This window comes from Tsukamurella strandjordii (assembly GCF_039525985.1).
GTDB lineage: Bacteria > Actinomycetota > Actinomycetes > Mycobacteriales > Mycobacteriaceae > Tsukamurella > Tsukamurella strandjordii.
The window spans coordinates 23,332-44,696 of sequence record NZ_BAAAII010000005.1; the positions used below are offsets into that span (position 1 = coordinate 23,332).

A 21,365-nucleotide genomic window follows, 5' to 3' on the forward strand; every position below is an offset into this window, starting at 1 on the left:
CGTGCCGCGCCCCGGCGTAGACCGGTAGACGTGACTCTGATGGAGGTACTTCCCTCGCTCGCCCGGGCCGGTGTGGCCCGCTCGTTCGACCCCACGATCTGGCCCGAGGGCACGGTCATGGACGGTGACGAGGTCCTGATAGCCGGCGCGCCCGCGCGCGGGCTGCTGGGCCGCGGACCGTCGTGCGACGGTGTGCTCGTGACCCGAGTGGGCCGCATGGTCCGTTCGGGCCCCGTGGTCCTGTGCGATATCGACGGGCCGATCCCGCCGCATCACACGCTGGCCGATGTCGCCTGGCCCGGCGTGCACCTGGCCGGTGCCCGCATGCGGCAGCTGTTGATCCGCGGCGCCGACGGTGCGCGCCTGGCCGGCCGCGTCGAGGTCCCGGCGGACGTGCCGCTCGACGCGCTGATCGTCTTGGCGCTGACCCCGCCCGCCGCCGACGCCGTGCCCGGATTGCGTTCGTGGTGCGCGGAATGCGATGAACCCGTTGGAGCGGTGCGTTGGACCGCTTGGACCAGTGACGACCCGAGGAGGAACCATGACGGCCACGGCGAACGTGTTCACCGACACCTGGAACGCTTGGCATAGCCGGCGCGAACGCGAGCTGGCGACGCCGCTGGGGTGGCTGGCCATCTCGCGGCTCGAGTGGCTCGACACCGAGCCGCAGCGGTTCGACGGGATCCCCGGCACCTGGCATCACGACGGGGTCGCCGCCTACGTGACCGCCGAGCCGGGCGATGACATCGATGTGGTCGGCACCCACCGATTCGTCAGTGGGGCAACCGCACCCGGCAGCCTGATCGGGGCGGGACGCACGCAGATCGAGGTGGCGCACCGCGGCGACGGGTACCTCATCCGCGTGCACGATCCGGAGGCGCCCGCGGTACGCGACTTCCGCGGGGTGCCCACCTACGAGCCCGACCCCGCCTGGGTGCTGACGGCCACCTTCGAGCCCTATCCCGAGCCGCGGGAGGTCACCGTGGGCGCGGTGGCCGAGGGGCTCGAGCACGTGTACGTCTCGCCCGGCGAGCTCGTGATCGAGCACGACGGCACGCGCACCCGGCTGGTGGCCTTCAACGGGAAGGTCGACGGCTTGTCGGTGCTGTTCACCGATGAGACCTCGGGCGTGAGCACCTACGCCGCCAACCGCAGTCTCGCGATCGAGGCCGCACCGTCGGTGCTGGCCACGGGCGGTGAGGTGGTGCTCGACTTCAACCGTGCGGTGAACCTGCCGTGCGCCTTCATCGACTTCGCCACCTGCCCGCTGCCGCCGGCCGGTAATCGCCTGCCCTTCGCGGTGACCGCGGGGGAGAAGATCCCGTACGAGCGCGCCTGACCGGTTCGCTACGCTCGGTGCGTGGACAACTTCCGCGATGTGGCGGGCCGTGCGGGATATGCGGCGAACGGTGGGCGGATGCGCGGCGGAATCCTGTTCCGATCGAACGCGCTCGATGCCGAGTCGGTCGACGGCACCCGGTTGGGTGCGCTCGGACTGACGCGCATCTTCGACCTGCGGACCACGGCGGAGGTCACGCCGAAGCCCGATGTGGTGCTCGCCGGTGCCGAGTACGTGCGGTTCAACGTGATCGGGGACGAGCTCGATCTGGGTGCCCTGGACCCCGCCTCGCTGACGGATGCGGCGGGGGCACGTGACCTGCTCATCGACGTGAACCGGTTGTTCGTGCGCGACGCCTCCGCGCGGGCGGAGTTCGGTGGGCTGCTGCGGCGGATCGCCGACGACGGCGGCGCCCACGTCTTCCACTGCAGTGCCGGCAAGGATCGCACCGGCTGGGCGGCCGCGCTGGTGCAGAGCCTGGTGGGTGTCTCGCAGGACGATGTGATGGACGACTACCTCCTCACCAACGAGTACTCGGCCGCCACCATCGAGGCCATCGCGGCGAAGGCCACCGAGGCCAAGGGCAGCGGTGTCGGTGAGGCCGCCCGCGTTCTCGCCGGTGTCTTCCCGGAGGCGCTGGAGGCCGCGTTCGACGAGGCGGACAGCCGCTTCGGCGGGGTGGAGGGATACGTGCGAGACGGGCTCGGGGTGGACGACGGCACCGTCGAGCGGCTCCGCGCCAAGCTGGTCGGCTGACCGCTACCGGGCGCGCTTGCCCTGCGGTGCGAAGCTCCCGGAAGCCTGCCGGAAGCCGACCCCGTTGAGCGTGCACTCGATCCCGCCGCCGCGGATCGCGGTGCACGACGCCCCGAGCACCGACAGGCGCGCCCCCTCAGGGAGCGCACGCAGCTTCTCCTGGGGTGTCCGGTCCTCCAGGTACCGCCAGCCGCGCCCCGATATCTCGATCGCGTTCGGCCGCACCACGCGCCGGCCCACGGTGATCCGGGTCCCGGCGGGCGGAGCGATCACGCACCGGACGGTGGTGGGTTCGGCGCTGACGGTGCAGTTGCGGTTCGCGCCCTCGTAGCGGTACTGGAAGGCGTAGTCGCCGCCGTCGGTGCGGTAGCGGTCGGCGTCGATCGCCGGTTCGGCGTCGGCGGGCGTCGCGGTGACCACGACGGCCGCCGCCGCCGCGATCGCCAACAGTGCACGCCTCATGCGGGCAACTGTAGCGCGGTCGCGGGCGTCCGTGCAGGTCAGTTGATTCGAAGAATCCGATCGTCGCCGTCGCGCGGGGCGCCCCGACCGTCGGTGTTGTTGGTCAGCGCCCACACGCCGCCGCCGGGTGCGGGCGCCACATCGCGGAGCCGCCCGAATTCGCGGACGAGCTGCTCGGTCGAGGTCGACGGGGCGGCGAGCGGCACCACCCGCAGGCGCTGCCCGCGCAGGTTCGCGATGTACAGCCGGTCGCCGACGACGGCGATACCGCTCGGGCTGGCCTCGGAGGTGGGCCATTGCTGCAGCGGGTCCACGAAGCCCGTGCGCCGTCCGATCCCCTCGACCTCCGGCCAGCCGTAGTTCGCGCCGGCCCGGATCTCGTTGAGTTCGTCCCAGGTGTTCTGGCCGAATTCGCTCGCGTACATCCTCCCGTCCGGTGCCCAGGCGATTCCCTGGGCGTTGCGGTGCCCGTAGCTGTAGACCAGCGAGCCGGGGAACGGATTGTCGGCCGGACGGCCACCGTCCGGCGTCATCCGGAGGATCTTCCCGGCGGGGGAGCCCAGATCCTGCGCCCGGTCCGGCAAGCCGGCGTCGCCGGTGGTGGCGTAGAGCATGCCGTCGGGTCCGAAGGCGATGCGGCCGCCGTTGTGGGTGGACGCCGCGGGCAGGCCGGTGAGGATCGAGCGGGACGGTCCGAGCGCGTACGAGCCCGCGGAACCGCGGAGCTCGTAGCGGTCGATGCGGTTGTCGGCGTCCGTGGTGAAGAAGGCGTACAGCGCGCCGTCGCGCACCGCGATGCCCAGCAACCCGCCCTCGCCGCGCGCCACGGCACCGTCGATCCTGCCCACCTCGCGGGTGGAGCCGCCGACCAGTTCCAGGATCCGGCCCGAGTCCCGCTCGGTGACCAGCGCCGCGGTCCCGGCGAAGGCGATCGACCACGGCGCGTCCAGCCGGTCGACAACGGTGGCCACGCCGCCCGACGGTGCCGACGGGGTGCCCGTGCCCTGCGTCGACGAGGGGCTCGCCTGCGTGCACGCGGTGAGCAGGAGCAGCGCTGCGGCCGCCGTCGCGAGGCGGGGGTGACGTCCGATCGTCATGGTGCGCGCCCTTCGTCCGAGTGCCTCCACGGTAGGGCGATTCGCCCGAATCGGCAGGCCGCTCGGGGAAGCGGCCAGGCGATTTCTCGCCCGGCGATGCGGTGGGGTAGTCTCGTACAGCACCGCGCGAGCGGGGCGGCGGGCTGTGGCGCAGCTTGGTAGCGCACTTGACTGGGGGTCAAGTGGTCGCAGGTTCAAATCCTGTCAGCCCGACACCACGAATCGCGGGTCCTCACCGAGGGCCCGCGATTCTGCTGTTCGGGGTCAGTCCGGTTGTGCGGACGCCGCGTTCGCACGTCCGGCGCGGACGGCGACGACGAGCAGGGCCACGCCCACGGCCACCCGCCACCACAGGAACGGATCGATCGCGGCGCGCTCGGTACCTCCCGGGCCGATCGGATTGCCCCACGGAATCACCAGCGCGGCGAGCCCGGAGATCCCGAACAGCAGGGCGGTCACCCCGGCGAGGTCCCACCGGCGGGGCACCAGGAGCACGATCGCGATCGCCATCAGCGCCATACCGGAGACGTGCTCGACGTACGCCGCGATCGGGTGTACCACGGTCCGCACGGGCGGTCCGCCCGGGAATTCGCCTGCGCTGCCGGGGAACAGGCCCACACATGCCAGTGCGATCCCGTTGATCGCCGCCAGCGCGAGGACGATCCGGTCCCACGGCCGCGGGATGCGCGGCAGCAGCGCCACGGCGGCGGCGATGCCCAGTAGCCCCACCGCCACGAAGGCCGCGTTCATCACCGGATGCCAGGGTGAGCAGATGTATCGATCGGCCACCGCCAGATCGCCGAATCGGCTCATGTCGCCGAGACATTCGGGTACTCCCAGATCGCTGATCATGTTGCCGGTCCAGCTGTACGGCTGCGGCCACCGCGATGCGACCACGACCTCGGCCAGGAAGTACAGCACCGATGCCGCGAGCAGGCCGCCGGCGAGGGCTGTGCGCGCGGGACTCATCGCGGCCGTCCGGCGCAGCGAGGGGAGACGAGAGATCGTTAACGACACAAAGCACTGTGTATCAGTCGAACGGCCGGCGCGCATCCCGGCAGTGGCTCAATGGGATTCGCGCCACATCGGCCAGATCGTCGGTCCGTCCGGGGTGATCCGCACCGGACCGCCCCTGTCCGCGAAGCCGTGCCGCGCGTAGAACCGGCGATTGTCCTCGGACGACGCCTCCAGATACACCGGGAGTCCGCGCGCCGCGGCGCGGCCCGCACCGTCGGCCATGAGCGCCGCGCCGATGCCGCGGCCGCGCAGGCGGCTGTCGACGGCCATCGAGGGCAGGTACACGTGCGGCGAGTGCGGACGGGCGGCGTCGGTGGCGGCCTGGATGGCACGCATCCGGTGGGCGAGCGGATCGTCGCCGGGGATGTCGCCGCCGCTCGCCTCGGTCAGCCATATCGACGCGCCGACGACCGCGTCGTCGGCGCCCGTCGCCACCAGGACGTCGCCGGTCGTGAGGGCGTGGCTCAGCGCCGCGGCGAACATCATCCGCAGAATCGGCGGCCGCATCGCCGCGTCCGGATGCGTCCACCTCGTGAGCGGATCGTCGTGGAAGGCGTCGGCGCACAGTGCGGAGAGCGCGTCGAGCTCGCCCGCGACCGCCGTGCGCGTGCGCACCCCGGTCATGCCGACACCGCCGCCGGAGCGGAGCGGCCCACGATCGCCGGGGCGCGATGGATCAAGGTGTCGTCGGTGAGCGCCTCGATCATGAAGAGTGCGTAATCGACCCGGCGGGTGCGATCGCGCGCCAGTAGCGGATCGCCCACGTGCTCGGCCCACAGCGGCGGCCCCTCGCTCGGGCCTTCCTCCAATGTGCTCCCGCGCGCCACGGTCCAGCGTCGGTCGCTGGCGAAGACGCGCCGCGCCGCGGCGACCTGATCGTCGACGTCCATCAGCCGCAGCGCCCGCATGACCCGGGTGACGGTGGCCTGGGCGAGGCGGCTGCCGCGGGAATAGCGGTCGCGGTCGTCGCGCGTGACGTGCCAGCCGCATGAGAAGACCAAGCGGGCGTCGGGTTCCGCGTAGTCCAGGACCGCCTGTGCGGTGCCCGACGCGTAGCCGCGCACGCCCCACGGCACGAGCACCGTCAGCACCCCGTCGCAGCCTGCGACCGCGCGTGCCACCGCCTCCCGGTCATCGGTGTCGCCCCCGACGATCGTGATCCGGTCGGCGAGATCGACGAGCTTGCCGACGCTGCGCTCCCGGCAGACGCCGACCACTTCGTACCCCCGATCGAGGGCGTGGCCGACGAGGTATCGGCCGAGTTTGCCGGACGCGCCGATCACGCAGACCCGGTGGATGTCCCTGCTGCCCATGCTGCTCCCATCTCCGACTTACGTTGTAAGTACAGTAGGCTTACTGTGTAAGTTCGCGCAAGAGTCGGGAGGGCCGATGGTCGAGCGGAAACGGGCTCCGCTGACGCGGGAGCGGATCGTGGGAGCCGCGGTGTCGCTGGCCGACGGTGCCGATCTCGCTGCGGTCACGATGCGCGCGGTGGCGGCCGAACTGGGGGTCGAGGCGATGTCGCTCTACAACCACGTGGCCAACCGGGCCGCGCTGGTGGGAGGCATGATCGACGCGGTCTTCGGGGAGATCGAACTCCCGGGGCCCGACGTGCCGTGGCGGGACGGTGTGCGCGCGCTCGCGGGATCGACGCGCGACGCGCTGCGTAGGCATCCGTGGGCGATCGGCGTCATGGACTCGCGACGCGATCCGGGGCCGGCCACCCTGCGGCATCACGATGCGGCGCTGGGGCTCCTGCGCCGCGCCGGGTTCTCGGTGCACGGCGCCGTGCGGGCGATCGGCGCGCTCGACGGCTACGTGTACGGCAGTGTGCTCGCGGAGCAGAGCCTGCCCGTCGGTGCAGACCGGACGGTGCGGGACGCGGCGGCGGAGGCGGTCTTATCCGTCTCCGCCGCCGACTATCCCTATCTGGTCGAAGCCGCCGCTGCGCACGCGGTCCCGGGATCCGAGGATCCGGGATTCGATGCGCAGTTCGCGTTCGGCCTCGAACTCATCGTGGACGGACTCGAGCCGGACGCCCGCTAGGCGGCTGCGGCCCGCGCGAGCGCATCGTCCTGCTCGGGTGAACCGCCCGATGCTCCCAGGCCGCCGATGAGCGCCCCATCGGCGTCGAACAGGGGCACGCCCCCGCCCACGAGCAGGAGGCCGGGGGAGTGGATGTGATCGAAATGCAGCGCCGGCTTACCGATCTCGACCGGAGCCGCCAAAGCGGCGGTCGGCGCCTGGAACATCACCGAGGTGCGCGCCTTGGCCTGGGCGAGTTCGTTCGAGGCCAGCCAGGCGCCATCGGTCCGGGCGAAGGCCACCAGGTTCGCGCCCTGGTCGAGGACGGCGAAGACGGCCTTGACGCCCGCGGCCTCCGCGGCCGCGATCCCCTGGGTGATCAGCCGGTTCGCATGGTCGAGCGTGATCTCAGGCATTCTGCGTCCACTCCGTCTCCTGCCACTGCTTCGCGGCGTCGATGGTGGCCAGCGGGCGCATGGTCCGGTACAGGTGCTCATCGGCGGGAATGATCTCGACCATCGTGTCGATCATCTCCTGCGGGTCGGCCTGATCGGCCAGGCTGTCCCCGAAATCGGGCATCGGCACGACCGCGGTGTCCTCGTCGTACCACTGCACGTAGCTCTCGGCGCCGGTGTCGTTGAAGCCCGTGCCGAAGACGCCGGGGTTCACGGTGGCCACTCGGACGCCGTGGGGTGCGAGCTCGGCCTTCATCGAACCGGCGATGGCCTCGATCGCATGCTTGGTGGCGCAGTACGCGCCGAGGAACGGGACCACGAGGATGCCGCCCATCGACGACGTCCACACCACCTTCCCCGACTTGCGGGCCACCATCTTCGGCACGATGGCCTGGACCAGTGCCAGGTGGCCGAAGACGTTGATCTCGAACGACTCCCGGACGCGCTCCAGGGGGATGTCGACGACCGATCCGCCCTCCATGACGCCGGCGTTGAGCACCAGCACGTCGGGGTCGTACTTCGCCGCGTGGGCGATGTCGATGTCGTCGAGCAGGTTGAGCTTGATGACGTCGAGCTGGACGCCCGCCTCGGCGGCGTCGGCGCGCAGGCTCCGGACCTGCGGCCAGGTCTCGGCGGTGGCGACCACGGAGTGGCCGGCGCGAGCGAGGGTGATCGCCGCGCCGCGGCCGAATCCGGAGCTGGCTCCGGTGATGAGGATCTTCTTCGACATGGGTCTCTTTCGTCTCGTTCGGGTGGGTGTCATCGAGCGTGCCTCCGTTCCGGACGGTTGTCAATAACTGGTTAGTTACAAACCGCTTCGGTACTGTCCGTCACGTGCCACCCGACGCGACCGAGACGAAGCGGCGGATTCTCGCCGCCGCGCGGCAGGAGTTCGCCGAGTTCGGGCTGGCCGGAGCGCGGATCGACCGCATCGCCGATCAGGCTCAGGCCAACAAGCGGTCCATCTACATGCACTTCGGACCCAAGGAGCAGCTCTTCGACCTGGTCGTGAGTGCGGCACTGCGAGCGATGGCCGAGGCCGTCGCCTTCGATGCCGACGACCTCGCCGACTACGCCGTCCGGCTCTTCGACTACCTGCTCGCCCACCCGGACACGCTCCGGCTGACCACCTGGGCGAACTTGGAGCGGCCGGTGATCACTGCGAACGACGCCGAGACCTACGGCGCCAAGACGGATGCGCTCGCGGCACGCTTCGGGGACCGATCCGCCGACGTGCTCGCCCTCGCGCTCGGCCTCGTCACCGCCTGGGCCTCGGCGTCACCCGCGCTCATCGCTCCGACGGGCGGCGACGCCTCTGCGGTCGCGGTTCGCCGCACGATGTTGGCGCGCGCCGTGTCGAGCCTCGCGTCCACCTTCTCCGCGCAGTAGCCGAGTATTCCTCCGCACCAGCGGTTTTCGCTGTCCTGCGGGAGGTCGGTCGATCGATCAGGAATCCCCACGGCGGATGCGGCGTTGTCGGGATCATGGCCGAGAACACCGGAAAGAACGCGCTGTGGGTGTTCGCGCATCGCGTTGGTCCGCTGCCGCGGGCATGATGTGGGCATGACACTCTCAGACAAGGTCACCGAGCTCGGTGCGTGGGGACTGGAGAACGGCCACCGCGCGCTGCTCGCGGTCACCGGCGGACGGTTCCCCAAGCGCGTTCTCGGCATGCAGACCCTCGAACTGCACACCGTGGGGCGCAAGTCCGGCCAGCGACGCTCCACCATGCTCACCGCGCCGCTGTACTCGCCGGACCGCGTGGTGGTTGTCGCGTCCAAGGGCGGCCACTCCGACAACCCCGACTGGTACAAGAACCTCGTCGCCAATCCGGATGTGGAGATCACCGTCGACGACGTGACCTCGCCGTGGACCGCGCACTCTGCCACCGCCGACGAGAAGGCCGCGCTGTGGCCGCAGATCGTCAAGGCCTACAGCGGTTACGACGGGTACCAGAAGCGCACCGACCGCGACATCCCCGTGGTCATCTGCACGCCCCGCTGACCCAGGAAACGACGATGCGGCCGAATCGATGATCGATTCGGCCGCATCGGCGGGATGAAATCAGTTGCCGGACAGCTTGTCCTTGGCCGAGTTCACGCTGTTCTCGACGCTCGTCTTGGCCTTCTCGGCAGCCTCAGAGGCGGCGTCGCGCGCGTTCGCAGCGTCCTGCTCGAGCTTGGCACCGGCCTCCTTGGCCTTGTCCTTGAGCTCGTTGGCCTTGTTCTTCGCGTCATCTGCGAAAGACATGCGCTGTCCTCCCTGTAATCGAGTGCGTGTGGGGGTGTTCCCTCACGGCGCAGACAGTACTCCTAAACCGGCCCCCATGGTTGCTATCGCATCGCTTCTTCATGCGATGTTCAACTCCTCCTGCAACCCGACGAACGCTGCCTCGTCGTCGGGGCCGCCGGAGTGCGGACGGCGGAACCACTCCAGGTACTCATCGATCTCCGTCAGTCGCCATTCCCACTCGAACAGTTCGACCGCCCAATCCCGCGAGCCCACCTCGCGGTGCAGGTCAGAGGGTAGATCGAGATGATCGCGCTCGGGCGGCGCGAGGCGCAGGGACTCCCAGTCCACCAGCACCAGACCCGCTGGTGTCCGCAGCTGATTCGGATGGTGCGGTTCGCCGTGTGTCGGCACCCACTCGACCGCGAGCGCACGCTCGACGAGCGCCGCGTGCCGCCCGGTCCAGGTAAGAATCTCGGCGAGCCGGGATCGGATCGCGCGCCGTGCGGGTTCGCCGAACGGGCCCGAACGCCACGGTCCGGCGGTGGCCTCCGCGATGGCGTCGGCGAGCCCGGGGCGAACCCGGGTGCGCCACCGCGGGACGCCGTCGCCCCGCGCCGCGTGCAGGCCGCGCAACAGCTCCGCCGTCTCCGTGGCGTGGGCGCGGGCCTCGTGCTCCGACGGGGTCGTTCCGCGCAGCCACGGCGTGACGCTCAGGCCCGCACCGTCGAGTTGCACCACCGCGGTCCCGGCGCTCGACGGCACCGGCGCGACGACGCCACGGACGCCGGCCGCCTGCAGGTGCGCCGCCGCGCCGTACGCGGCCGCCGCCTCCGCGAGGGGACGCAACTCGGTATCGGCATCGACGGTGGCGAACAGGACCGGACCGCTCGCATCGTCGATCCGCCAGTGATGCGCGCCGAACCCGACCGGCAGGTACACGGCGGCCGCGGCATCGGTCGCCCAGTGGGTGCGGACCGCCGCCAGTACCTCGGTATCGGACGGGGACGGTGGAGCGGTGAGCACGCGACGATCAGTGCGCGGGATCGCGCCCGATGTAGGCCATCAGCGAGACCACTTCACCGGCGCCCGCGGGCGGCTCGATCGGCGCCCCGAACTGACCGGACTGCTGCAGCGCCTCGCCCATCGACTCCAGGCCGGTGTGCAGACCGGCCGCGAACCCGGGATCGAGATCGGGCGTGATCCCGTTGGAGCGAGCCAGATCCCACGTGTGCATGAACACGTCCGCCGTGTAGAACCGATCCACCAGCTGGTTCAGCGGCAGATCGCCCATCATCGGGGTGGACACCACACGGTCGGCATCGGGGGCGTCGAGCAGCCCCTGCACCGCCGCGGTCAGCAGGCCGAAGGCCTCCGCCGGGGCCACCGCATTCGCGGGCGCGCCGATCAGCTCGACTCCGACGGACTCCAGGAAACCGGGGAGCCACTCGACCAGGTGCGAGACCACATCGCGCGCCCGCCACTCCGGCACCGGCGTCTGCGCGTCCCAATCGGAGATGGACCGCGACACGTCCGCGAAGGTCTTCGCGACCGCGCGGTGCCGCTCGGCGGGGGTGAGGCCGGTGAGATCAGTCATGCCGACACTGTCGCACGGAGGACTGACAGACCTCTCGCCTAGCCTCGGATTCGTGACCGAGTACCTCACCATCGCCACGCCCGCCGGTTCCTTCGACGCCATCGCGGCCGGGCCCCCGGACGGTCGCCCGGTGCTGCTGCTCCACGGCTTCCCCGAGGCCGCGATCGAATGGCGCTACCAGCTGGCGGTACTCGGCGACCGCGGCTACCGGGCGGTGGCACCCGACCAGCGGGGCTACTCGCCCGGCGTGCGCCCCGAACGCCCCGCCGAGTACGCGATGACCCCGCTCGTCGAGGACGTCGTCGCCATCGCGGACGCACTGGGCTGGACCACCTTCGACCTGATCGGCCACGACTGGGGCGGCGCCGTGGCCTGGTGGACCGCGGCCGAGCATCCCGACCGGCTGCGCTCGCTCACGGTGATCTCCACTCCGCACCCCGCGGCGCTCGCCGAGGCCCTGCGCACCGACGAGGAGCAGCACAACCGCTCCCAATACATGATCCGGTGGCGCGAGACGCCCGCCACCGAGAACGCCATGCTCGCCGACAACGGCCGCGAACTGCGCCGCATGTTCGACGGCGCCGTACCCCGCGGCACCGTCGACGACTACGTGCAGCGCCTGCAGGAGCCGGGCGCGCTGACCGCCGCCCTGAACTGGTACCGCTCCGGCCGCCCGGCCACCGCGATCGGCACCGTCGAGGTCCCCACGATGTACCTCTGGCCCACGGACGACGCGGCCTTCGGCTCCACCGTCGCCTTCGGCACCGAGCGCTATTGCACGGGCCCGTACCGCTTCGAGATGCTGGAGGACGTGAGCCACTGGGCTCCCGAACAGGCACCCGAGGCCGTGACCGGCCTCATCCTGGAGCAGCTCGAGGCCACCCGCTAGTCGCGGTAGCCGTCGCGGTAGCCCTCCACATCGGCCCAGGTGTCGAGATCGAGGGCCGCATCGCGATCATCGTCGAGGGCCACGAACCGGAGGCCGTCCAGCACCGCGCGCATCGGGGCACCGTCGACCGCCGGCAGCGCGGCGAGCGCCCGCCGCAGCGGCGCCATCCGGTACCGGGCGGCCAGCCACTGCAGGCGACCGCCGGCGTCGCGGAGCACCAACGCATCGGCATCGTCGGGCAGGGGAGCGGCCGTGAGCTGATCGACGATGCCCGCCGCACGCGGCAGGTCGCACGCCAGCACCAGCACCTCGCCGATCCCCGGCGCGAGCGCCGCGACGCCGGCGGCCAGCGCGGCGACCGGCCCACCGAAAGGCGGCTCCTCGCGCACCACCGTGACCCCCGGCCGAGCCAGGGACGGCGGACCGACGGCGATCACGGGCAGGCCGCGCACCGCCGCGTAGACGCGTTCCACGAGTGGGACACCGGCGATCTCGACCGCCGCCTTATCCGCGCCGCCCAGGCGGGTGGCCCGCCCGCCGCCCAGCACCAGCGCGGCCGTCACCGTCATCGGAGCACCAGCACCGTCACGGGATCGCCCACCCCCACTTCGTCGACCCCCGTGGGGACCAGCGCCAGGCCGTTCGCGTCCGCCAAGGAGGCCACCAGGTGCGAGCCGCTGCCGCCGCGTGCGGCGGGCCGCACCGACTCGTCGTCGACGATCACCGGCAGCACCTGATCGCGCTGCGCGGGGGAGCGCCAGCCCACCGCCGCCCGGCGGATCACGCGGGGCCGCATCACTTCCCGATGGCCGGCCAGCGACCGCACCGCCGGCCGGACGAACATCTCGAAGGACACCGCGACCGCCACCGGATTGCCCGGCAGGCAGAACACCAGCATGCCGTCGTCGGACACTCCGAAGCCCTGGGGCTTACCCGGTTGCACGGCCACGGAATCGAAACGCACTCCGGACCCGCCCAGCACGGTGCGCACCACGTCGAAGGCACCCACGCTGGCGCCGCCCGAGAGCACCACGGCATCCGCCTCGATCTCCGCGAGTGCCGCCGACAGCTCCGCCTCATCGTCGGCGACGGTGCGCACCGTCGCCGGCTCGGCCCCGGCCTCGCGCAGCGCGGCCGCCAGCAGGAAGGAGTTCGAATCCGGGATCTCGCCCCGCGCGGGGTCGGCGGACGGTGCCACCAGCTCGGATCCGGTGGACACCACCGCCACCCGCGGCCGCCGCTGCACCCGGACCCGATCGTGTCCCGCCGAGGCCACCGCCGAGAGCTGCCACGGCCCCAGCTCGGTCCCGGCAGCCACCGTCACCGCACCCGCGGCCGCGTCCTCGCCGCGCCGCCGGATGTGCGCCCCCGGCTTCGGCGCCCGCGTCACCACGATCGACTCCGGTGCCACGGCCGAGACGGCGATACCGAGGTCGGTCGCCTCCAGCGGGACGATCGCATCGGCGTCCGTGGGGACGGGCGCGCCGGTCATGATCCGCACGGCCTCACCGGGGCCGAACCGCGGATCCTCGCCGCTGCCGGCGGGGACATCCGCCACCACCCGCAACCGCGCTCCCGGCGTGGCATCGCCGCCGCGCACCGCGTACCCGTCCATCGCCGAATTGTCGAAGAGCGGTACCGGCCAGCGGCCGCGCACGTCCTCGGCCAGCACCGAGCCCAGGGCCGCGGCGAGCTCGACCGAGTGCGCGGGCAGGGGCCGCGCGGCGGCCAGTATCCGGCGCAGGTGCTCGTCGACGGTGATCACCGCACTCCCTTCCACGTTCCGGCCTTGCGGCGTTTCGGGCAGCGTAGCGGGACCGGGGTCGACTGTGATTCGCGAGTCAACCGCCGCATCGCGTCGAAATCGAGCAGCCTCCCGGAGTAGCGTCAAGGGGCATGGGCAGGATCACGACACGCAGAGCGGTGACGAAGGTCGCCGTCGGGGTCGCTGCCGCCCGCAAGGTGGACACCCTCGCGGTCGAGGAGCCCCTGGAGATCCGGGTGTCCGGCAGCCCGCTCGCGGTCACGATGCGCACACCCGGGCACGACGTGGAACTCGCCGCGGGCTTCCTGGTGTCCGAGGGCGTGATCAGCCGCGGAGAGCAGTTCGCCTCGGCCATCCACTGCGGCGGCCCCGGCACCGGCGGCGAACTCAACCAGTACAACGTGCTCGATGTGACCCTCGCCCCCGGTGTGGCACCGCCCGCCGTCGGGGTGACCCGCAACTTCTACACCACCAGTTCCTGCGGCATGTGCGGTAAGGCCAGCATCGACGCCGTGGAGACGGTGTCGTCGCACGACGTGTCGAGCGACCCGGTCGATGTGGACGCCCGGGAACTGGCGGCGTACCCGGACCGCCTGCGCGAGCAGCAAGCCGTCTTCGACAAGACCGGCGGGCTGCACGCCGCCGCACTGTTCGACGTCGCGACCGGCGAGCTGCTGGTGCTCCGCGAGGACGTGGGGCGGCACAACGCCGTCGACAAAGTGATCGGCTGGGCCGTGCTGCACGACCGGCTGCCCCTGCGCGGCACCGTCCTCCAGGTCTCCGGCCGCGCCAGCTTCGAACTCGTCCAGAAGGCCGTGATGGCCGGGATCCCCGTCCTGGCCGCGGTGTCCGCACCGTCGTCGCTCGCGGTCGAACTCGCCGACCGGGCCGGTCTCACCCTGGTCGGCTTCCTCCGCGGCGAGACCATGAACGTCTACACCCGGCCCGAACGGATCCGGGTCGAGTCCCCGGCCCCGATCGGCTGACCCAGCCCCGACCTCAGCCCCCGACCTCAGCCCCAGCCCAGCACGAAGGAGAGCCGAAACATGGCGATCGACAACGACCCCAACGAGACCCGCGTCCGGGTACCGGGGCTGATGCCCGACGTCCCGCGCCAGGGCGGGTACGGCCCGGTCACCGACGGTGCCTGGTCGTCGAGCCCGTACCACCACGCCGCCGCGTCCTGGGGCGCCGCGAAATCCGTGGGCACCATCCTGTTCAAGCAGCGCGAGCTGATCCGCGGCACCCACTCGATGTTCGTGATGAACCACCCCGGCGGCTACGACTGTCCCGGGTGCGCCTGGCCCGACGACAAGAAGCTCACGCTGGACTTCTGCGAGAACGGCGTCAAGCACGTCACCTGGGAGATGACCCCCAAGCGCGTGGGCCGCGAGTTCTTCGCCACGCACACCGTGACCGAGCTCGCCGACTGGACCGATTTCGATCTCGAGGACCAGGGCCGGCTCACCGAGCCGATGGTCTACGACGCCGACAGCGACAAGTACGTGCCGATCTCCTGGGACGCCGCCTTCGCGCTGGTGGGCGAGGAGTTGCGCGGTCTCGCCAGCCCCGACGAGGCGTCGTTCTACACCTCGGGCCGGCTCAGCAACGAGGCCACGTTCCTCTACCAGCTGCTGGCCCGCGAATACGGCACCAACAACCTCCCGGACTGCTCGAACATGTGCCACGAGGCCTCGGGCCGCGCGCTGCAGGCGTCGATCGGCACCGGCAAGGGCACCTGCGATCTGGAGGATTGGGAGGAGGCCGACGCCCTGTTCGTCATGGGCGTGAACGCCGCGTCCAACGCCCCGCGCATGCTGACCGCCCTCGCCGACGCCACCCGCCGCGGCGCGCAGGTGGTGCACGTCAACCCGCTGGTCGAGGCCGGCGCCACCAAGACGATCGTGCCGCACGAGATGGTCGATATGGCGCTGTTCAAATCGACCTCGGTCTCAGATATGAACCTGCAGGTGCGCCCCGGCGGCGACCTCGCCCTCATGCGCGGTATGGCCAAGGTGGTCTTCGAGGCCGCCGAGACCGATCCCACGGCGATCGACCGGGCGTTCATCGACGACCACACCGCCGATTACGAGGCCTACCGCGAGTTGGTGACCGGCACTCCGTGGTCCGATCTCGCCGAGCAGTCCGGACTCACGGAGGCGCAGATCCGCGCCGTCGGAAAGGTGTACCTCGACGCCGACCGCAGCATCATCTCCTGGTGCCTGGGCGTCACCCAGCACGAGCACGGCGTGGACACGGCCCGCGAGATCATGAACCTGCTGCTGCTGCGCGGCAACATCGGCCGGCCCGGCGCCGGACCCTCGCCGGTGCGCGGCCACAGCAACGTGCAGGGCAACCGCACCTGCGGCATCGACCACCGCCCGCCGCCGTGGACCGACAAGCTCGACGAGGTCTGCGGTATCACCTCGCCCCGCGAGCACGGTCTCGACACGGTGACCACCATCGAGGGCATGCACGACGGCTCGGTCAAGGTGTTCGTGGGCATGGGCGGCAACTTCGTGATGGCCGCGCCCGACACCGCGTACACCGCGGCGGGGCTGCGGCAGTGCGAGCTCACCGTGCAGGTGTCCACCAAGCTCAACCGCAGCCACCTCGTGCACGGCCGCAAAGCCGTGATCCTGCCGTGCCTCGGCCGCACCGAGAAGGATGTGCAGACCGCCGGACTCCAGGGCCAGACCGTGGAGGACGCCATGAGCATGGTGCACATCTCCACCGGCAAGCGCCGTCCCGCCTCGCCCGAGCTGCGGTCCGAGCCCGCGATCATCGCCGGCATCGCCGCCGCCACGCTGCCCGACAGCCGCACCCCGTGGGCCTGGTACGTCGAGGACTACGACCGGATCCGCGACGTCATGGCCAAGGTGCTTCCCGGCTTCGAGGGCATGAACGAGCTGATCAAGCAGCCCGGCGGATTCCGCATCCCGCAGCCCGCCCGCCAGCGCGACTTCCGCACCCCCTCGGGGAAGGCGAACTTCTCGCTGGCACCGCTGCCGAACGTGATCCCCGCCGACGCGAAGACCCTGGTGCTGCAGACCATGCGCAGCCACGATCAGTGGAACACCACGATCTACTCGGCGAACGATCGCTACCGCGGTATCAAGAACCTGCGGGAACTGATCTTCCTGAACGAGGCCGATATGGCCGAGCGCGGGCTGTCCGAGGGCGATTTCGTGGATATCACCGCCACCTCGCGCGACGGCAGCGTGCGCACGGTCCGCAAGTTCCGGGCGCTGCGCTACGACCTGCCCCGGGGTAGTGCCGCCGGGTACATGCCGGAGATGAACGCACTCATCGGGATCGCCGATTTCAGCACCCAGAGCGATCAGCCGTTGATGAAGAACGTGCAGGTGCACGTGGAGCGCAGCGCGGGCTGATCTACTCGGTCACGATCACCGGCTCGTGCGAGACGGGCAGGTTGAGCGAGGCCGCGATGTAACACTGCTCGCCCGCGTCCCGGTGCAGGGCGCGGGCGAGTTCCACATCGGTGCCGGCGCGCACCGTGACCCGTGGACGCAGCTCGATCGCGGTGAATCGCCCACCCGCGCCCGGGGTCTCGGTCATGGTGCCGGTGGCCGCGTCCACGTAGTCGAGGACCACCACGCCGCGGCGGGCGCACAGCGCCAGGTACGAGAGCATGTGACAGTTCGCCGCGGCGGCCACCAGGAGTTGTTCCGGGTTCCACAGGGCCGGATCGCCACCGAAATGCGGGTCCGCGGTGGCGGCGATCGACTGCGCCGCCGCGGAACTGAGCAGATGCGCACGCGGATAGGTCGCGTAATCGGCGGTGCCCTCGGGCGCCGACCACTCGACTTCGACTGCGTAGATGTGCGTGTTCGGCGGGCGGATCATGCCTCAGTTGTATCTAATGGCAACCATGGTGCAAAGGCTAAACATTTCGACATCAGTCCGTATGGTCTCGCTGATCGCCGTCGCGGGTCTCGGAATCGCCGCGTGCGGCTCGTCCTCGGATCAGGCGGCACCGTCGTCGTCCGCGGGTGCGTCCGCCAGTGAAACCGGTACCCCGAAGCGGCCCGCCCCTCCCGGCGGCGCCGACGACCCGGCGGCCACCGACAAGGCCCGGTCGCTGTCGGACACGGTCCAGCTCGACGGTGCCGTGGCGCACCTGCGTGCCTTCCAGGACATCGCCAACCGCAACGGCGGCAACCGCGCGCTGGGCAGCCCCGGCTACCAGCAGAGCGTCGAGCACATCGAGAACGCGCTGCGCACGGCGGGCTTCGACGTCAAGCGCCAGACCTTCCAGGCCAGCTCGTGGACCGTCTCCAAGCAGGAGGCCAGCCTGGGCGACGCGCCGCTGAAGGTGGCCGCCCTCAGCGGTTCCGGCGGCACCAACGGCGATCTCACCGCCAAGGTGGTGGCCACCGGCAACCAGGGCTGCAGCGACGCGGACGTCAGCAAGGTGACCGCCGGATCGATCGCCGTGGTGGAGCGCGGCACCTGCAAGTTCGGGGAGAAGTACCAGAAGGTCTTCGCCAAGGGCGCCGCGGCGCTCATCCTGGTCAACAACCAGGACGGCGATTGGAAGGGCGGCACCCTGGGCCTCGACGACGGCGCCGGCATCCCGGTGGTCGGCGTCTCCAAGGCCGACGGGGCCGGTCTGGTCGACGGTGCGCAGGTCCAGCTCTCCGTGGACGCCAAGACAGTCAAGGCCGACACCTGGAACCTGATCGCCGAGACCAAGAAGGGCAACGCCGACGCCGTGCAGATGGTGGGCGCGCACCTCGACAGCGTCACCGAGGGCCCCGGCATCAACGACAACGGCACCGGCTCGGCCGCGGTGCTCGAGACCGCCGTGAAGCTCGGCGCCGATGCCGATGTCAAGAACAAGGTGCGCTTCGCGTTCTGGGGCGCCGAGGAGGAGGGCCTGCTCGGCTCCGAGAAGTACGTGGCCGATCTGCCGCAGGACGAGCGCGCCAAGATCGCCCGCTACCTCAACTTCGACATGCTCGGCTCGCCCAACGGCGTGCTCTTCGCGTACGACGGCGACGGCTCCTCGAAGCTCGAGGGCAGCACCGTGGGCCCCGACGGCTCGGGCGTGATCGAGCAGGTCTTCCAGCGCTACTTCTCCGGCAAGAACGTGCCGGTCTCGTCGAGCGCCTTCGACGGCCGCTCGGACTACGGCCCGTTCATCGCGCAGGGCATCCCGTCCGGCGGTGTGGACACCGGTGCCGACGGCAAGAAGACGCCCGAGGAGGCCCAGAAGTGGGGTGGTGACGCAGGCGTCACCTACGACCCGAACTACCACAGCGCCAAGGACACCATCGACAACGTGAACATGGATATCTACCGCTCCGCCGTCGGCGCGGTCGCCTGGGCCACGGGGTACTTCGCGGCGCTGTAACCCACCGGTACGCTCGGAGCTGGTCGAACCGACAGCGGAGGTCACGTGGGCAAGTTCAGCAACAAGATGTGGAAGGTGCTCGGCGCGCAGAGCACGCGGAACCAATCGAGGTCCGTCGCGCTGATCGAGCAGTCCGCCGCATTCGACGAGTGGGCGGAGGGCCTGACCGACGAGGAATTCGCCGACGCCGCCCTCGCGCTGGACGTGTACAAGCCCAAGGCCGAGGATCGCGCCAAGTTCATCGCGATCGCCCGCGAGGCCGCCGAGCGCACCCTGGGGCTGCGGCCCTTCGACGTCCAGCTGCAGGGCGCCGATCGGCTGCTCGAGGGCGATGTCGTGGAGATGGCCACCGGTGAGGGCAAGACCCTCGCCGGTGCCATCGCCGCGGCCGGCATGGCACTGTCCGGCCGGTCCGTGCACGTGATCTCGCCCAACGACTACCTGGCGCGGCGCGATGCCGAGTGGATGAGGCCCTTCTTCGATCTGCTCGACGTGACCGTCGGCTTCGTCACCGAGTCCTCGACCCGCGAGGAACGCCGCGCCGCCTACGGCAAGGACGTGGTGTACGGCTCGGTCAACGAGATCGGCTTCGACGTGCTGCGCGATCAGCTCGCCACCCGCGCCGACGATCTCATCTCGCCCACACCGGATGTGGCGATCGTCGACGAGGCCGATTCGGTGCTCGTCGACGAGGCGCTGATCCCTCTCGTGCTGGCTGGTTCGGTCAAGGGAGATGTCCCGCAGGCCGCCATCATGGAGGTGGTCGCCCGGTTGCGTCAGGGCCGGCACTACGAGATCGACGAGAACGGCAAATCGGCCTTCCTCACCGACGACGGCGCGAAGCTCGTGGAGGAGGAGCTGGGCGGCATCGAGCTGTACTCCGATGCCCACGTCGCCTCCACGCTGCCGCAGGTGAACATCGCCCTGCACGCCTACGCGCTGGTCGAACGCGATGTGCACTACATCGTGCGCGACGGCGCGGTGAAGCTCATCAACTCCTCGCGCGGCCGTGTCGCGGAACTGCAGCGCTGGCCGGACGGCCTGCAGGCCGCGGTGGAGGCGAAGGAGGGGCTCGCCCAGACGGATTCGGGCGAGGTCATCGACACCATCACCGTCCAGGCGCTGTTGCAGCGCTACGCCCTGGTGTGCGGCATGACCGGTACCGCGCTCGCGGCCGGTGAGCAGCTGCGCCAGTTCTACGATCTCGGCGTCTCCCAGATCCCGCCGAACACCCCGAACGTGCGCGTCGACCAGCCGATGCGCGTGTACGACAACAAGGGCAACAAGGTCGCGGGCATCGTCGAGTACGTCCGCGAGCTGCACGAGACCGGCCAGCCGGTGCTCATCGGCACGCACGATGTGGCCGAGTCCGAGGAGCTGGCGCACATGCTCAAGATCTCGGGTGTGGTCGCCACCGTGCTCAACGCCAAGAACGACGCCGACGAGGCGCGGATCATCGCCGAGGCCGGCAAGAAGGGCGCCGTCACGGTGTCCACCCAGATGGCCGGTCGCGGTACCGACATCAAGCTGGGCGGCAGCGGGGCGGGCGACGACAGCCCCGAACACGACGAGGTCGCCGAGTTGGGCGGGCTCGCCGTGATCGGCACCGGCCTGCACGACACCGAGCGCCTCGATCAGCAGCTGCGCGGCCGCGCCGGCCGGCAGGGCGACCCGGGCACCTCGGTGATCTTCGCCTCGGTGGAGGACCCGCTGGTCGAGCGGCACCTCCCGCTCAAGCGGTCGCCCGGCGGCTTCGACCCGGACACGGGGGAGTTCCCGCGCGGCGGCAAGGCGGCCGACATGCTCGACTCGGCGCAGCGCGTGGCCGAGGGCGCGATGTTGGAGACGCACGCGAACACCTGGCGCTACAACGATCTGGTGAACCAGCAGCGCAATCTCGTGATGGCGCGGCGGCACGCGCTGCTCACCACCGACAAGCCGCTCACCGATTTCGTCGAGCTCGAACCGGAGCGCGTCGACGAGCTGCGCGAGGCCGGCGTGTCCGACGAGGTCCTGGAACAGGCTGCGCGCGAGGCCTTCCTGTACCACCTCGACCGGGTGTGGGCCGAGCACCTCGCCTTCGTCTCCGAGGTGCAGACCACGATCCACCTGCGCGCGCTGGGCAAGCAGTCGCCGCTCGACGAGTTCCACCGCCTGGTGATCGAGGAGTTCCGCAAGCTCGCCGAGGAGGCCCTGCGCCGCGCCCGCGAGTCGCTTCGGGAGGCCGAGATCACCTCCGACGGCATCGATCTGGACGCTTCCGACCTCGGGCGCAATACCCTCACGTGGACCTACATGGTGCACGACAATCCGTTCGCCACCAAGGGCATGGCGAACATGTTCGGATTGATCTAGCG

At 70.7% G+C, this 21,365-nt stretch carries 24 protein-coding genes and 1 tRNA gene; 12 read left to right on the forward strand and 13 right to left on the reverse strand.

Annotated elements, in window-relative coordinates; translation table 11 throughout:
- Positions 1-39: 39 nt before the first annotated feature.
- From ABD108_RS09130 to ABD108_RS09140, 3 genes are read left to right on the forward strand one after another with little or no spacing between them, the layout of a single operon-like run.
- Positions 40-591, forward strand: coding sequence for a hypothetical protein (locus ABD108_RS09130; protein ID WP_220658637.1), 552 nt, complete (start codon positions 40-42; stop codon positions 589-591).
- The gene (locus ABD108_RS09135) at positions 542-1,339 is read left to right on the forward strand and encodes a DUF1684 domain-containing protein (RefSeq protein WP_220658638.1); all 798 of its coding nucleotides are present in this window, start codon (positions 542-544) and stop codon (positions 1,337-1,339) included. Before ABD108_RS09130 ends, ABD108_RS09135 begins: the two co-directional genes overlap by 50 nt.
- A 21-nt stretch (positions 1,340-1,360) precedes the next feature.
- On the forward strand, positions 1,361-2,095 hold the full coding sequence (locus ABD108_RS09140) for a tyrosine-protein phosphatase (protein WP_220658639.1): 735 nt from the start codon (positions 1,361-1,363) through the stop codon (positions 2,093-2,095).
- 3 nt (positions 2,096-2,098) lie between these two features.
- Here the strand turns inward: ABD108_RS09140 and ABD108_RS09145 are convergent, their stop codons facing one another.
- Together ABD108_RS09145 and ABD108_RS09150 are read right to left on the reverse strand one after the other, a co-directional pair.
- Complete coding sequence (locus tag ABD108_RS09145) at positions 2,099-2,557, reverse strand: hypothetical protein (protein ID WP_343930097.1); 459 nt, start codon at positions 2,555-2,557, stop codon at positions 2,099-2,101.
- 38 nt (positions 2,558-2,595) lie between these two features.
- Positions 2,596-3,654, reverse strand: a complete 1,059-nt coding sequence (locus tag ABD108_RS09150; RefSeq protein WP_343930098.1) for a PQQ-dependent sugar dehydrogenase — start codon at positions 3,652-3,654, stop codon at positions 2,596-2,598.
- 139 nt (positions 3,655-3,793) lie between these two features.
- Between ABD108_RS09150 and ABD108_RS09155 the strand changes: the two genes are divergently transcribed.
- Positions 3,794-3,867 (forward strand) — tRNA-Pro (locus tag ABD108_RS09155).
- Between the two features lie 51 nt (positions 3,868-3,918).
- On the opposite strand, the gene ABD108_RS09160 is transcribed toward ABD108_RS09155, so the two are convergent.
- From ABD108_RS09160 to ABD108_RS09170, 3 genes are read right to left on the reverse strand one after another with little or no spacing between them, the layout of a single operon-like run.
- Complete coding sequence (locus ABD108_RS09160; RefSeq protein WP_343930099.1) at positions 3,919-4,671, reverse strand: DUF998 domain-containing protein; 753 nt, start codon at positions 4,669-4,671, stop codon at positions 3,919-3,921.
- Positions 4,672-4,719: 48 nt separating this feature from the next.
- Positions 4,720-5,295 (reverse strand): GNAT family N-acetyltransferase, encoded by a 576-nt coding sequence (locus ABD108_RS09165; RefSeq protein ID WP_343930100.1) that lies wholly within the window; start codon positions 5,293-5,295, stop codon positions 4,720-4,722.
- Positions 5,292-5,984, reverse strand: coding sequence for an NAD(P)-dependent oxidoreductase (locus ABD108_RS09170; RefSeq protein WP_343930101.1), 693 nt, complete (start codon positions 5,982-5,984; stop codon positions 5,292-5,294). Before ABD108_RS09170 ends, ABD108_RS09165 begins: the two co-directional genes overlap by 4 nt.
- Positions 5,985-6,060: 76 nt before the next feature.
- On the opposite strand from ABD108_RS09170, the gene ABD108_RS09175 reads away from it, so the two are divergent.
- Positions 6,061-6,717: a TetR/AcrR family transcriptional regulator gene (locus ABD108_RS09175; RefSeq protein WP_343930102.1), complete on the forward strand. Its 657-nt coding sequence runs from the start codon at positions 6,061-6,063 to the stop codon at positions 6,715-6,717.
- On the opposite strand, the gene ABD108_RS09180 is transcribed toward ABD108_RS09175, so the two are convergent.
- Both ABD108_RS09180 and ABD108_RS09185 read right to left on the reverse strand, forming a co-directional pair.
- Positions 6,714-7,112, reverse strand: coding sequence for a GlcG/HbpS family heme-binding protein (locus ABD108_RS09180; RefSeq protein WP_220658646.1), 399 nt, complete (start codon positions 7,110-7,112; stop codon positions 6,714-6,716). The two genes, ABD108_RS09175 and ABD108_RS09180, sit on opposite strands and share 4 nt — an antisense overlap.
- On the reverse strand, positions 7,105-7,881 hold the full coding sequence (locus tag ABD108_RS09185) for an SDR family oxidoreductase (protein ID WP_343930103.1): 777 nt from the start codon (positions 7,879-7,881) through the stop codon (positions 7,105-7,107). Before ABD108_RS09185 ends, ABD108_RS09180 begins: the two co-directional genes overlap by 8 nt.
- Positions 7,882-7,985: 104 nt before the next feature.
- On the opposite strand from ABD108_RS09185, the gene ABD108_RS09190 reads away from it, so the two are divergent.
- Positions 7,986-8,540, forward strand: a complete 555-nt coding sequence (locus tag ABD108_RS09190) for a TetR/AcrR family transcriptional regulator (RefSeq protein WP_343930104.1) — start codon at positions 7,986-7,988, stop codon at positions 8,538-8,540.
- Positions 8,541-8,714: 174 nt separating this feature from the next.
- Positions 8,715-9,155, forward strand: a complete 441-nt coding sequence (locus tag ABD108_RS09195; protein WP_220658649.1) for a nitroreductase/quinone reductase family protein — start codon at positions 8,715-8,717, stop codon at positions 9,153-9,155.
- 60 nt (positions 9,156-9,215) lie between these two features.
- On the opposite strand, the gene ABD108_RS09200 is transcribed toward ABD108_RS09195, so the two are convergent.
- The 3 genes from ABD108_RS09200 to ABD108_RS09210 form a co-directional block, all read right to left on the reverse strand.
- Complete coding sequence (locus ABD108_RS09200) at positions 9,216-9,401, reverse strand: CsbD family protein (protein ID WP_220658650.1); 186 nt, start codon at positions 9,399-9,401, stop codon at positions 9,216-9,218.
- A 99-nt stretch (positions 9,402-9,500) separates the two neighbouring features.
- Positions 9,501-10,406, reverse strand: a complete 906-nt coding sequence (locus ABD108_RS09205) for an aminoglycoside phosphotransferase family protein (RefSeq protein ID WP_343930105.1) — start codon at positions 10,404-10,406, stop codon at positions 9,501-9,503.
- 7 nt (positions 10,407-10,413) lie between these two features.
- A complete protein-coding gene (locus ABD108_RS09210) occupies positions 10,414-10,977 on the reverse strand; it encodes a maleylpyruvate isomerase N-terminal domain-containing protein (protein WP_220658652.1) in 564 nt (187 codons plus the stop codon).
- 52 nt (positions 10,978-11,029) lie between these two features.
- Here ABD108_RS09210 and ABD108_RS09215 point away from each other — a divergent pair, with 52 nt between their 5' ends.
- Complete coding sequence (locus ABD108_RS09215) at positions 11,030-11,866, forward strand: alpha/beta fold hydrolase (RefSeq protein ID WP_343930106.1); 837 nt, start codon at positions 11,030-11,032, stop codon at positions 11,864-11,866.
- Here the strand turns inward: ABD108_RS09215 and mobA are convergent.
- Positions 11,863-12,435: a molybdenum cofactor guanylyltransferase gene (gene mobA / locus ABD108_RS09220; protein WP_343930107.1), complete on the reverse strand. Its 573-nt coding sequence runs from the start codon at positions 12,433-12,435 to the stop codon at positions 11,863-11,865. The two genes, ABD108_RS09215 and mobA, sit on opposite strands and share 4 nt — an antisense overlap.
- Complete coding sequence (locus tag ABD108_RS09225; protein WP_343930108.1) at positions 12,432-13,631, reverse strand: molybdopterin molybdotransferase MoeA; 1,200 nt, start codon at positions 13,629-13,631, stop codon at positions 12,432-12,434. Before ABD108_RS09225 ends, mobA begins: the two co-directional genes overlap by 4 nt.
- 131 nt (positions 13,632-13,762) lie before the next feature.
- Between ABD108_RS09225 and fdhD the strand changes: the two genes are divergently transcribed.
- Both fdhD and ABD108_RS09235 read left to right on the forward strand, forming a co-directional pair.
- Positions 13,763-14,617, forward strand: a complete 855-nt coding sequence (gene fdhD / locus ABD108_RS09230) for a formate dehydrogenase accessory sulfurtransferase FdhD (RefSeq protein ID WP_343930109.1) — start codon at positions 13,763-13,765, stop codon at positions 14,615-14,617.
- A 60-nt stretch (positions 14,618-14,677) separates the two neighbouring features.
- Complete coding sequence (locus tag ABD108_RS09235) at positions 14,678-17,023, forward strand: FdhF/YdeP family oxidoreductase (protein WP_343930110.1); 2,346 nt, start codon at positions 14,678-14,680, stop codon at positions 17,021-17,023.
- A 1-nt stretch (position 17,024) separates the two neighbouring features.
- Here the strand turns inward: ABD108_RS09235 and ABD108_RS09240 are convergent, their stop codons facing one another.
- Positions 17,025-17,498 carry an OsmC family protein gene (locus ABD108_RS09240; protein ID WP_343930111.1) on the reverse strand — a complete coding sequence of 158 codons (474 nt, stop codon included), beginning with the start codon at positions 17,496-17,498 and terminating at the stop codon, positions 17,025-17,027.
- Positions 17,499-17,559: 61 nt separating this feature from the next.
- On the opposite strand from ABD108_RS09240, the gene ABD108_RS09245 reads away from it, so the two are divergent.
- Both ABD108_RS09245 and secA2 read left to right on the forward strand, forming a co-directional pair.
- Positions 17,560-19,008 (forward strand): M28 family peptidase, encoded by a 1,449-nt coding sequence (locus tag ABD108_RS09245; RefSeq protein WP_343930112.1) that lies wholly within the window; start codon positions 17,560-17,562, stop codon positions 19,006-19,008.
- A 45-nt stretch (positions 19,009-19,053) separates the two neighbouring features.
- Positions 19,054-21,363, forward strand: a complete 2,310-nt coding sequence (gene secA2, locus ABD108_RS09250; RefSeq protein WP_343930113.1) for an accessory Sec system translocase SecA2 — start codon at positions 19,054-19,056, stop codon at positions 21,361-21,363.
- Positions 21,364-21,365: the final 2 nt, after the last annotated feature.